The 12,234-nt window shown below is 69.2% G+C and carries 9 protein-coding genes; 5 read left to right on the forward strand and 4 right to left on the reverse strand.

Features of this window, described 5'->3' with window-relative positions:
* The first annotated feature begins 163 nt into the window (after positions 1-163).
* From OG709_RS30375 to OG709_RS30395, 5 genes are read left to right on the forward strand one after another with little or no spacing between them, the layout of a single operon-like run.
* Entirely contained in the window at positions 164-1,168 is a 1,005-nt protein-coding gene (locus OG709_RS30375) for a sugar ABC transporter substrate-binding protein (protein ID WP_250306566.1), read from the forward strand.
* Positions 1,165-2,202, forward strand: a complete 1,038-nt coding sequence (locus OG709_RS30380; RefSeq protein WP_266646065.1) for an ABC transporter permease — start codon at positions 1,165-1,167, stop codon at positions 2,200-2,202. Before OG709_RS30375 ends, OG709_RS30380 begins: the two co-directional genes overlap by 4 nt.
* Positions 2,199-3,059 (forward strand): ATP-binding cassette domain-containing protein, encoded by an 861-nt coding sequence (locus OG709_RS30385; RefSeq protein ID WP_266646064.1) that lies wholly within the window; start codon positions 2,199-2,201, stop codon positions 3,057-3,059. The genes OG709_RS30380 and OG709_RS30385 overlap by 4 nt, the downstream gene beginning before the upstream one ends.
* Before the next feature lie 25 nt (positions 3,060-3,084).
* Entirely contained in the window at positions 3,085-4,221 is a 1,137-nt protein-coding gene (locus tag OG709_RS30390) for an ROK family glucokinase (protein WP_250306569.1), read from the forward strand.
* Entirely contained in the window at positions 4,221-4,802 is a 582-nt protein-coding gene (locus OG709_RS30395; RefSeq protein ID WP_250306570.1) for a hypothetical protein, read from the forward strand. Before OG709_RS30390 ends, OG709_RS30395 begins: the two co-directional genes overlap by 1 nt.
* A gap of 12 nt (positions 4,803-4,814) precedes the next feature.
* On the opposite strand, the gene OG709_RS30400 is transcribed toward OG709_RS30395, so the two are convergent.
* From OG709_RS30400 to OG709_RS30415, 4 genes are all read right to left on the reverse strand, one after another.
* Positions 4,815-5,570: an SDR family NAD(P)-dependent oxidoreductase gene (locus OG709_RS30400; RefSeq protein WP_250306571.1), complete on the reverse strand. Its 756-nt coding sequence runs from the start codon at positions 5,568-5,570 to the stop codon at positions 4,815-4,817.
* A 161-nt stretch (positions 5,571-5,731) separates the two neighbouring features.
* The gene (locus OG709_RS30405) at positions 5,732-9,457 is read right to left on the reverse strand and encodes a glycoside hydrolase family 2 TIM barrel-domain containing protein (protein WP_329168417.1); all 3,726 of its coding nucleotides are present in this window, start codon (positions 9,455-9,457) and stop codon (positions 5,732-5,734) included.
* Positions 9,458-9,555: 98 nt separating this feature from the next.
* Positions 9,556-10,587, reverse strand: coding sequence for an ABC transporter permease (locus tag OG709_RS30410; RefSeq protein ID WP_266646061.1), 1,032 nt, complete (start codon positions 10,585-10,587; stop codon positions 9,556-9,558).
* On the reverse strand, positions 10,584-12,179 hold the full coding sequence (locus OG709_RS30415; RefSeq protein ID WP_250306574.1) for a sugar ABC transporter ATP-binding protein: 1,596 nt from the start codon (positions 12,177-12,179) through the stop codon (positions 10,584-10,586). Before OG709_RS30415 ends, OG709_RS30410 begins: the two co-directional genes overlap by 4 nt.
* Positions 12,180-12,234: the final 55 nt, after the last annotated feature.

The following is a 12,234-nucleotide window of genomic DNA, read 5'->3' on the forward strand; positions in this document are numbered from 1 at the left end:
CCGGGAGAGAAGGCGGACCCCTTTGCGTACGACCTGGTACCCGATGACTGCCCGGCGGCGAGCGGTGAACCATACTTGGGCGGCTGGGCCGGGCCGACCCGGCCACCGTCCGCACCGACCGGTACGGCGAGAAGTACCGGCACAGCAAGAAGGGCAGCGCGTCGTGGCAAGGGTACGAACCTGGGTGAGTGGGGTGCTGGCGGTTGCGCTGGGGCTGTCCCTGGCGGGATGCAGCAGCACAGGCGGCAAGCGGGCCGAGGATCGTGCCGCGCAGGCGGCGGCCGTCGGCAGGTCGGCGGTGAACACCCCGAACTGGAAGATCGCCATGGTCACCCACTCGGGAGATGGCGACACCTTCTGGGACATCGTCCAGAAGGGCGCCAAGCAGGCGGCCGACAAGGACAACATCAAGTTCCTGTACTCGCACAGCGAGGAAGGGCAGCAGCAGGCCCAGCTGGTGCAGACCGCGATCGACCAGAAGGTCGACGGGCTGATCGTCACCCTTGCCAAGCCCGACGCCATGAAGGCCGTCGTGGAGAAGGCCGAGAAGGCCGGGATCCCGGTGATCACCGTGAACTCCGGCTCCGAGGAGTCCAAGCAGTTCGGCGCACTCACCCACATCGGCCAGGACGAGACCATCGCCGGTGAGGCCGTCGGCGACGAGCTGAACAAGCGGGGCCGGAAGAAGGCCCTGTGCATCCTGCACGAGCAGGGCAACGTGGGCCACGAGCAGCGCTGCGCCGGAGCGAAGAAGACCTTCGACGGCACTCTGGAGAGCCTGTACGTCGACGGCACCAACATGCCCGACGTCCAGTCGTCCATCGAGGCGAAGCTGCAGGCCGACCACTCCATCGACTCCGTCGTCACCCTCGGCGCGCCCTTCGCGGACGCCGCCGTCCAGGCCAAGAACACCGCCCGGAGCAAGGCCGAGATCGACACCTTCGACCTGAACGCCAAGGTCGCCTCCGGCCTGGAGAAGGGCACCCTCGGGTTCGCCGTGGACCAGCAGCCGTATCTCCAGGGCTACGAGGCCGTGGACCTGCTCTGGCTCTACAAGTACAACGGCGACGTCCTCGGCGGCGGCCGGCCGGTCCTCACCGGGCCCCAGGTCATCACCAAGCAGGACGCGAGCGCCCTCGCCGCCTACACCCAGCGGGGGACGCGATGAGCGCGACCACGCAGGCACCGGACGAACGCCTGCTGCGCCCCTCCCTGCTGCGCAGACTGCTCGGCCGCCCGGAACTGGGCTCGGTCGTCGGCGCCATCGCCGTCTTCGTCTTCTTCTCGATCGTCGCGGACAGCTTCCTGCGGCCCTCCAGCCTCTCCACCGTGCTGTACGCGGCCTCGACCATCGGGATCATGGCCGTACCGGTGGCGCTGCTGATGATCGGCGGCGAGTTCGACCTGTCGGCCGGGGTCCTGGTGACGAGCTCGGCGCTGATCTCCTCGATGTTCAGCTTCCAGATGACGGCGAACGTCTGGGTCGGCGTCCTCGTCTCGCTGCTCGTCACGCTGGCCTTCGGCGCTTTCAACGGCTTCATGCTGACCCGCACCAAACTCCCCAGCTTCATCATCACGCTGGGCACCTTCCTGATGCTCACCGGCCTGAACCTCGGCTTCACCAAGCTGATCAGCGGCACGGTCTCCACGAAGTCCATCGGCGACATGGAAGGGTTCACGTCGGCCAAGAAGGTCTTCGCCTCCCAGCTCACCATCGGCGACGTGAACCTCAAGGTCACCCTGCTGTGGTGGGCGGCCCTGATCGCCGTGGCGACCTGGGTGCTGCTGCGCACCCGCGCGGGAAACTGGATCTTCGCGGTCGGCGGCAACGACGACGCCGCGCGCGCGGTCGGCGTCCCCGTCGTCAAGACCCGGATCGGCCTCTACATGGGCGTGGCGTTCGCCGCCTGGATCTCCGGTCAGCACCTGCTCTTCAGCTACGACGTCGTCCAGTCCGGCGAGGGCGTCGGCAACGAACTGACGTACATCATCGCGGCCGTCATCGGCGGCTGCCTGATCACCGGCGGCTACGGCTCGGCGATCGGCTCCGCGGTCGGCGCGCTCATCTTCGGCATGACCAGCAAGGGCATCGTGTACGCGGAGTGGAACCCGGACTGGTTCAAGTTCTTCCTGGGGGCGATGCTGCTCCTGGCCGCCCTGCTCAATGCCTGGGTACGCAAGCGAGCGGAGGCGTCGCGATGACGGAGCGGACCACGACCGGGCAGCCGGTGCCCGAGCAGACCACTCCTCTGGTCGAGCTGGACGGCGTCAGCAAGTTCTACGGCAACATCAAGGCGCTCGAAGAGGTCTCCCTCGTCGTGCACGCGGGCGAGATCTCCTGTGTCCTCGGCGACAACGGCGCGGGCAAGTCCACCCTCATCAAGATCATCTCCGGGCTGCACCGGCACGACGCGGGCCGCTTCCTGATCGACGGCGAGGAGACCACGCTCGGCAAGCCGCGGGAGGCACTGGACCGGGGCATCGCCACCGTCTACCAGGACCTCGCCGTCGTCCCGCTGATGCCGGTCTGGCGCAACTTCTTCCTCGGCTCCGAGCCGACGAAGGGCACGGGCCCCCTCAAGCGCCTCGACGTCCAGCTGATGCGCGAGACCACCCGCGCCGAACTGCTGCGCATGGGCATCGACCTGCGCGACGTCGACCAGCCGATCGGCACGCTCTCCGGCGGCGAACGCCAGTGCGTGGCCATCGCCCGCGCCGTGTATTTCGGGGCCAAGGTCCTCGTACTCGACGAGCCCACCGCGGCCCTCGGCGTGAAGCAGTCCGGCGTCGTGCTCAAGTACGTCGCGGCGGCCCGGGACGCCGGGCTCGGCGTGGTCCTCATCACGCACAACCCGCACCACGCCTACCTGGTCGGTGACCGTTTCGTCCTGCTCAAGCGCGGCACGATGTTCGGCAGCCACACCAAGGACGGCATCACCCTGGACGAGCTGACCCGGCAGATGGCCGGCGGCAGCGAACTGGAGGAGCTCAGCCACGAACTCCGCCGGACTTCCGGCCCCGCACGGCCCGGCGGGGATTCCGCCGAGGACGCTTCCTGACCCGACGGATGGCAGAATCTGCCCGATGAGTACGTACCGTGACTTCGCGCACCGCGGCTCCGCCCGCGCCACGGTCCTGCGGACCGTCGGGACCCGCGAGCGGCGCTCGCACCTCACCGCGCCCCGCGTCCCGACCGTCGGCATCGACATCGGCGGTACGAAAGTGATGGCGGGCGTCGTCGACGCCGACGGCGTCATCCTGGAGAAGATCAAGACCGAGACACCGCACAAGTCCAAGAGCGCCAAGGTCGTCGAGGACACCATCGTCGAGCTGGTCCTCGACCTCTCCGACCGCCACGACGTGCACGCCGTGGGCATCGGAGCGGCCGGCTGGGTCGACGCCGACCGCTCCAAGGTCCTCTTCGCCCCCCACCTCGCCTGGCGTGACGAACCGCTGCGCGACGCGCTCCAGGGCCGTCTCGCCGTTCCCGTCATGGTCGACAACGACGCCAACACCGCCGCCTGGGCGGAATGGCGCTTCGGCGCGGGCCGGGGCGAGGACCATCTGGTGATGATCACGCTCGGTACCGGCATCGGCGGCGCCATCCTGGAGGACGGCCGGGTCAAGCGCGGCAAGTACGGCGTCGCCGGTGAGTTCGGCCACATGCAGGTCGTCCCCGGCGGCCACCGCTGCCCGTGCGGGAACCGCGGCTGCTGGGAGCAGTACAGCTCGGGCAACGCGCTCGTACGGGAAGCCAAGGAGATGGCCGCCGCCGACTCCCCGGTCGCGCACAGCATCATCGACCGCGTCAAGGGCAACATCCCCGACATCACCGGCCCGCTCATCACCGAACTGGCCCGGGAGGGCGACGCCATGTGCGTCGAGCTCTTCCAGGACATCGGCCAGTGGCTGGGCGTCGGAATCGCCAACCTCGCCGCCGCGCTCGACCCGTCCTGCTTCGTCATCGGCGGCGGCGTCAGCGCCGCCGACGACCTGCTCATCGCACCCGCCCGCGACGCCTTCCGCAGGCACCTCACCGGCCGCGGCTACCGCCCCGAGGCGCGGATCACAAAGGCGCAGCTGGGCCCCGAGGCAGGTATGGTCGGTGCCGCCGACCTCTCCAGGCTGATCGCCCGGCGCTTCCGCAGGGCCAACCGCCGCCGCGTGGAGCGGTACGAGCGGTACGCGAAGGCCACCCGCACCACCCAGGGATCCCCGTGATGACCACCCCCCTCCTGCAACAGCCGTCGACCTCCGGGGACGGCGGGCAGTCCCCGGAGGACAGACGGCACATGATCCGCCGCCGCTGGCTGACAGCGATCATCATCGTGCTGCTCATCGGCATCCCCGCCGGTTACCTGGCCATCTCCGCCGAGCAGAGCCGCGACAGCGGCCGGGACAAGGAGAAGGAGGCCATGGCGACCGGCCTCACCCATGGCTGGCCCTCGAAGGTGCAGCGCCGCACGTTCGACGTACCGATCCCGGAGAAGGCCATAGGGGTCTGGTACTTCCAGACGAGCAACTGGAAGGTCAGCAGGCTGTACGTGCAGTTCACCACCGACCAGGCCGGTGTCGACAGCTTCCTCAACTCGGTGGGCACCGGCACCGCGGCGCTCAAGGACGGCCGGGTCACCATCAGCCCGCGCGATGCGAAGACGGTCGGATGGAAGTTCCCGGAGAGCCGGGACTGGGCGGGCACCACCTTCACCCAGAAACAGCCGCAGCCGACCGTCGACATCACGGTGGACCGGACCCTCCCGCACGCCAGAAGGGTCTACGTCGTCTCCACCGACACCCCGTGACAGGTACGGCGGTCAGGCGAACCGTGCCGACACGCCCCCGTCGACGGCCCAGTCCGCACCGGTGACGAACCCCGCGGCGTCGGACAGGAGGAACGTGACCACGGACGCGACCTGCTCGGGGGTGCCGAGGCGGCCGAGGATGTGTTTGGCCACCGCCTCCTGGCGGACGTCGGGCTGCTCCTGGTCGAAGTACTCGGCCAGCAGGTCGGTCTCGATGTAACCGGGGCTGACAGCGTTGACCCGGACACCCTGCGGTCCGACCTCCAGGGCCATGCTGCGGGTCAGGCCCACGAGCCCGGCCTTGGCCGAGGCGTAGGGGAACATGCCGGGGCAGGTCATCGTGGCGTGCATGGAGGCGATGTTCACGATCGCGCCCCGGCCTCCGGCCGTCATCCCGGGCAGGACGGCCCGCGCCATGAGCCACGCACCCTTGAGGTCGACCCCGAACACCTCGTCCCACTGCCGGGTGGTCATGGAGACGATGTCGGCGTACGAGTTCCGCCCCGCGTTGTTGACCAGACCCGTCGCCGGGCCCAGCTGCTCGCGCAGTGCCGCCACGGCGTCACCGACCTGGTCCTCGCACGTGATGTCACACTCCGCCCAGCCCGCTGCCGGACCGATACGGCGCGCTGTCCTCCGTGCGCCGTCACCGTCGATGTCCAGCAGACCCACCCGGGCGCCGGCCGTGGCCACCGCCGTGGCGACAGCGGCGCCGATGCCGCGGGCCGCGCCGGTGACCAGCACTACGTCGTCCGTCAGATCAATCATCTCGGTCCTCCGATCCGCGCGGGGCGCGGGGATGCTGTGGGAAGTGGGTTCCGGTCCCCGGGATCAGGACGAACTCCTGGAGACCTTACGGCCGGGGTCGTGACCGCCCACCGCGAGGGGACCGGTCACGACCCCGGACCGTGATGCGGCCGGGACGGCTGTCAGGGCAGCAGCCGCAGCCGTGCCGTGCCGCTCCAGCCGGCCGGCAGCGTGATCGCCGGATCGGTGTAGTTCCCCCAGGAGAGGTCCGGGTAGTTGATGCGGGCACTGATGATCAGGCCGACACCGGGGGCCTGTTGGGGGAACTCGTCCGCCGTGAGTGCCTCGAACGCGTCGAGTGCCACCTGGGCGCCGGTGGCCGCGCTGTTCTTACGGCCGGTCACGCGCACGGTCACGGTGTGCTCCCCGTCGGCCAGTCCGGTGCGTTCGAACACCCGCTGCTGGGACTGCTCGTCGGTGGCGTAGAGGTCCACCCGGGTGGCCGCCCCGCCGTCGACCGAGACCTCCGCGATGCCCCGGCCGGGTCCCTTGGAGCAGATGACACGGACGCCCGTACCCCAGAACGTCGCGGTCGCCGTGTCACCCGTGCCTCTGCTGGAGGACCCGGTGTGACCGGGGCCGCCGCTCGCCGGTGCCGCGGACGGGTCCGCATGCGTCCACGCCCCCTTGTGGACGACCTGACCGGAGGCGGTGCCGATGACCGGGTTCACCACCTGGAAGGCGTCGATGAGCGCGAAGGTGCCCTTCGAAGCAGCGTTCTTGGTGCCGGTGCACTCCACCGTGACGGTGTGCCGGCCGTAGGTCAACTGCGCGCTCCGGAAGACGAGTTGAGCAGGGGTCTTCCCTGATCCGTAGAGGTCGACCGTCTTTGCGGGCCCGCCGTCCACGGAGATCTTCACGATGCCGAGGTTGTCCGCCGTGGCGGAATGGAGTCCTACGGCGGTGCCCGTGAACGTCAGCTCCGCAGTCGCCCCCACCGCGTCGGTGAAGGACTCCGTACCGAACAGGTCGCCGGCGGTGTAGTCCGCGCTCGCGTCCGCGTGGGTCCAGGCGCCGGTGTAGACGATCTCCGAGGACGCGTCGTCGATCAGAGCCGGTTCCACGGGCGCCAGCCGGACCGAGTCGGTGCCGTCGGACTCGACCTGCACACCCGGTCCTGCCTTGCCGGTGGTGACCTTGGCAGTCCTGACCTGCGCCTTGGTGCTGCGGAAGTCGTTGGTCCAGTGTGCGGCGCCGTCCTTGCCGAACAGCCAGTAGCTGTGGGTGTCCTGCGCCCACGGCCAGTCCGGCCGCGTACGGTACCCGTCGGTGCCGGAGGCCCGGACCTTGGCCGCGGTGCCGGTGGGCCGCCCGATGTGGTCGTCGGGGTACGCCGTCCACTGGGCGTCCCGCTGCCAGCTCAGAGTGTCCGTCCGGTCCGCGAGGACGTACCGGATACCGACGTCGCTGACCTGGCCGGAGGGCGGATCGGCGATCGTGTAGGCCGTCGTCAGCAGGCCGCGGGCGCTCACCGTCACCTCGATCGCTGTGTCGATGGTGCCGAAGCGCCCCTTGAGGGTGACGGTCACCTGGCCGCCGGCCGTGGCCACCGTCGCCGACGTGCCCGCCCACTGACCGGGCACCGTGCGGGAGATCACCAGGTCCGGGCCGCCGGTGAGGACCTTGGTGCCGTCGGCCGATGCCTCGGTGAGCCGGGCGGTGTGCTTGTCGAACACGACGACGAACGGAGCGTCGACTCCGGTGACCGTGATGGTGTCCGCGGTCTCGCGGACCGTGGGGGTCGTGCCGCGGTCCGACGGGAAGGACGGTGTCGTACGGGTGTTGAGCCACAGGCGGTACTCGTCCACGAGCGTCCCACCGCGCCGGAAGGTGAGCCGGAGCGTGTCGCCCGGCGACCAGTGGCCGGCCGGCACGGTCAGCGTGCCGCTCTGCCTGGGAGAGATGTCGACGCCTCTGAGCGTGCCGGACCTGCTGCCGATCTGCCAGCGGATGTCCAGCTCACCGAGGTTGCTGTGGTCGTACCAGTTCTCGACCCGGACCGGTATCGACCTTCCCGCCGTCAGACCGGTGAGTACCCCGTCGGTGATCTGCACCGGGGAGAAGGCCTTCTGCGTCAGCCAGAACTCGGGCTTGCGCCTCCGCCACAGGTCGATGATGCCCCATTCGCCGTAGCCGACCGGCCCGTTGGGCAGATGGAACACCTCGTCGATGGCCGCCCAGATGGCGCCGCCGACGACTCCGTCCGTGCTGCGGAACTTGGCCGCGAGCTTGGCGATGCTGTGGCCCCAGTAGTCGCGCACCCCGGGGTCGGTCTTCAGCGTCGCGACGTTGTAGCACGGCACATGGGCGAACTCGTCGTACTGGATGGGCTGGTCGGCGTTGCCGTTGGCGTTCTGGAGGTTCGGGTAGTGGCCGCTGTAGATGTCGGTCTGGTTGCCGCCGTTCTGCTGCTGCATGTCCTCGAAGAGCGTCGGGCGGGACGGGTCGGTGTCATGGGCATAGGTGTTCTCCGAGGCGAAGTTGCGCCCCATGCCGCTCTCGTTGCCGACGGACCACTCGACCACACAGGCGTGGCTGCGGTCGCGCTCGATCATCTCGGCGAACTGCGTCATGTACTGGTCGGTGTAGGCGGGATCGTCGACGGTGGCCTGCTGGAAGCAGACCGGCGCCTCGACCTCGACGTAGAGCCCGAGGCGGTCGGCGCAGTCGAGCAGCGCGGGAGTCGGCGGGTAGTGCGAGGTACGGATGAAGTTGCAGTTTGCCTCCTTGTACAGGCGGGCGGCCTGCTCCTCCATGGCGGGGTTCGTCGAACGGCCCTGCTTCTCGGTGATGCTGTGATGACAGACGCCCAGCAGATGCACCGGCTTGCCGTTGACCACCAGTTGGTTGCCGTCGACCTCGACCTCGCGGAACCCGACGGTCCGGGTCACCGTTTGCGTCGCGCCGCCGGCGGTGAAGGTGGCCGTCAGGGTGTAGAGGTGGGGGTGTTCCGCGTCCCACTTGAGCGGAGCCTTGACCGGTATCACGGCCTGCTGCTGTGCGTCCGCGCCGGTCAGGGTGATCCTCGACGGCCTGATCGCGACGGGCCGGCCCGCAGGGTCGGTGAGGGCGAGTTCCACTGTTCCGCTCTGGCCTGTCCGGAACGCGGCGGCAGCGGTCACGGTGAGCGTGGCGTCCTTGTAGGCGGAGTCGAATGTCGTGTCCGTGTGCAGCCTCGTGAGGTACGAGGGGGGCAGGGCCACGAGCGTCACATCGCGCAGGATGCCGCCGATGATGTGGTGAGCGTAGTCGGACTGCCCCGCGATACTGGTCGGCCGGTCGGTGACGCCGAGCGTGACGACGGCCTTGCGGCCCGGCGTGACCAGGGACGTGATGTCGGCGTACCAGGTGGTGAAGCCGCCGTCGTGGGTACGCACGGCGGTTCCGTTGACCCACAGGCGGGCGTAGCTGTAGACGCCGTCGAAGCGCAGCATGACGCGCTTGCCCGCGAAGTCCGCCGGGACAGTTGTCGTCATCGTGTACGCGCACTCGGTGTCCGAGGGCACGGTCTCGTGCTGAAGTGCCGGTTCACCCGGCACGTCGATCGGGTGCCACGACGAGGTATCGGTGCCGGAAGCCCAGAACGACGCCGGGGGGCTGGACGTCCAGCGCCATCCCGATGTGAGGGGGACGAGCGGAGTACGTACCCCGGAAACGGTCTTGGGCAGGGGCGGAATCACGGGCGGCGCCGTAGCCGCACCGGCAGGCGCTGCGAGGAAGACATCGCCGGCGACAGCGAGGATTCCGGCCGCTGCCAAGCCCTTCAGGGCGCTGCGACGGGTGAACGCACTGGACGCTGTGGCGGTGTCCGGGGGGACTTCGTGCGTGCGGCGGTGAGAGGACGTCACGTCAAGCCTTTCTTGGCGACCTGGCTGCTGAGTGGGTTACGGGTGGCGGTACGGATGGCCGTGCCGGGGATCTCCGTGTTGCGGCTCGGCGGGCGGCGTCAGCCGGGAAGGCCCACCGCGCGCTCGCCGCTGCGGCGCTGCTGTATGACGACGGCGACGACGAGGAGGGCGCCCTGGGCGACGTTCTGCCAGAAGGAGTTGATGCCCTGGACCGTGAGGCCGTTCTCGAGGGCTCCGAGAAGTGCCACGGCGAGGAGGGTGCCGCCGATTCCGCCCTTGCCGCCCTTGAGCGCCGCGCCGCCGAGGGCCGCCGCGGTGATGGCCTTGAGTTCGAGGCCCTCGCTGCCGGAGGTGGGCTGGCCGGAGCCGGTGCGTGCGGTGAGGAGGATGCCGGCGACGGCGGCGACGGTGCCGATGAGCGCGTAGACGCAGATGAGGTACTTGTTGATGTTGATACCGGCGAGGCGGGCCGCGGTGTCGTTGCCGCCGATGGCGTAGATGTTGCGGCCGATGTCGGTGTACTTGAGGAGGAGATGGACCAGCAGGGCGACGACGATGAGGATCCAGACCATGACGGGGAGTCCGGCGATCTTGCCGCGGCCGAGGAAGATGAAGACGTCGTTGTTGAGGACGTAGCCCTGTGCGCGGCCGTCGGAGAGCAGTTGGGCGAGGCCCTTGTAGGCAGCGAGACCGGCGAGGGTGGCAATGGTGGGGTTGACGCGGCCGTAGACGATGATCAGGCCGTTGAGGACACCGATGAGGAGTCCGACACCGATGGCGGCTGCCATGCCGAGGAGGGCATTGGTACCGGTGGTGGTGAAGACCATGGCGCTCACCACGGAGGCCACACCGGCTTGCGAGCCGACGGAGATGTCGAGTCCGCCGCAGATGATCACGACGGTCTGCACGATGGCGAGCAGACCGGTGATGGTGGCTGCTTCGGCGATGACCTGCATGTTGGACAGGCTGAGGTAGTTGTCGTTGAGGACCCCGAACAGTACGAGTACGAGGACGAGCGCGCCGACGAGGCTGATGTTCTGCCCACTGATACCGGCGAGCAGTCCGGGCCGGGAGGAGGCCGGGCTGCCAGGAGTCCCCTTGACTGCGGGGGAGGAGGTGCTGGTGGTCATGAAGAGGCTCCGGGGGTGCTGGCGTTGGCGATGTCGTCGGCCATGGCGAGGGCGAGGATGGATTCTTCAGTGGCTTCGTCGTGGGGGAGTTCGCCGGTGATGCGGCCTCCCTGCATGACCACCACCCGGTCCGCGAGGCCGAGGAGTTCGGTGAGTTCGGAGGAGATGACCAGCACGGCGACGCCTTCCTTGGCCAGGTCGGCGATGATCTGGTAGATCTCGGCCTTGGCGCCGACGTCGATGCCACGGGTCGGCTCGTCGAGGACCAGTACCTTCGGCCTGCGCGCCAGCCACCGGGCGAGAACGACCTTCTGCTGGTTGCCGCCGGAGAGTTTGCGCACTTCGTGGTTGATCGACGGCGTGCGCACCCGGAGCCGGTCGGCGTACTCCTGGGCCAGCGCACGCTCGGCGGCCCGCCGCACGAAACGGAAACGCCGCAGCCGGTCCAGGACGACCAGGGAGGTGTTCTCCCGGATGGTCTGCTGCAGGAAGAGGGCCTGGGCCTTCCGTTCCTCCGGGGCGAGTCCGAGGCCGGCCCGGATCACCGCTCCGGGATTGCCGGAGGGCAGGGTGACGCCGTCCAGCGTCACGGTGCCGCTGTGGAAGGGCAGATCGCCGGCGAGGGCCAGCGCCAGTTCGGAGCGGCCGGCTCCGATCAGCCCGGCCAGGCCGACGACTTCGCCGGCGTGGACCTGGAGCGTGATGTCGCGCACGTCGTCGGTGGTGAGGTTCTTGACGTCGAGCACGAGCCGGTCGGTGGCGACCCGTTGCCGGACGAACATGGTCGAGAGATCGCGCCCGACCATCAGGCGTACCAGTTCGCCCTCGTTCGTGGCGCTTGCCTGCTGTACGCCGATCAGGTTGCCGTCGCGCAGTACGGCGATACGGTCGGCGAGCTTGAAGATCTCCTGCATGCGGTGCGAGACGTAGACGATCGCGATGCCCTGGTCCCGGAGCCGGCGGATCAGGGCGAACAGCGCGTCCACCTCGTGCTCGGCCAAGGAGGAGGTGGGTTCGTCGAACGCGATCAGTGTCGCGGTGGTGCTGCCGGTCAGGGCGCGCATGATCTCGACCAACTGGCGTTGAGCGGGAGTGAGTTGTGAGCCGAGCAGGTCGGGGTCGAGGACCTCGGTGAAGCCCAGCCGCGCCAGGTCGGCCTGGATCCGGCGGCGCAGTTCGGCTCTGTCGAAACGCCTGCCGGCCTTGCGGGGCAGGGCGCCGGCGTAGACGTTCTCGGCGACGGTGATGTGCGGGATGATCTCCGGCTCCTGCGGGATGATCCGGATTCCGGCGGCGCGCGCGTCGGCGGGGGAGGCGAGGGTGACCTGTTCGCCGCCGATCAGGACATGTCCCTCGGTCGGCTGGTGGTCGCCGGTAAGGATCTTGAGCAGGGTCGACTTGCCGGCACCGTTCTCGCCCATCAGCGCGGTCACCTGACCGCGCGGAAAGTCGAGCGTGATTCCGCCGAGCGCCTGCACGGCACCGAACCGTTTGGTGAGGTCCGAGACGCCGACGGAGTGGGACGGCGGTGCTGTTCCGGGCCGTACCCCGGAAGGGTCCGGTCCGGCGGTCGAAGGGGACGCGCTGGTCATGTGTCAGTTCACCTCGAAGGCGTGGCGCACGTGTGGTCGGGAGATCCGCAGTGGG

The organism is Streptomyces sp. NBC_01267 (assembly GCF_036241575.1).
In the GTDB taxonomy this organism is placed as follows: domain Bacteria; phylum Actinomycetota; class Actinomycetes; order Streptomycetales; family Streptomycetaceae; genus Streptomyces.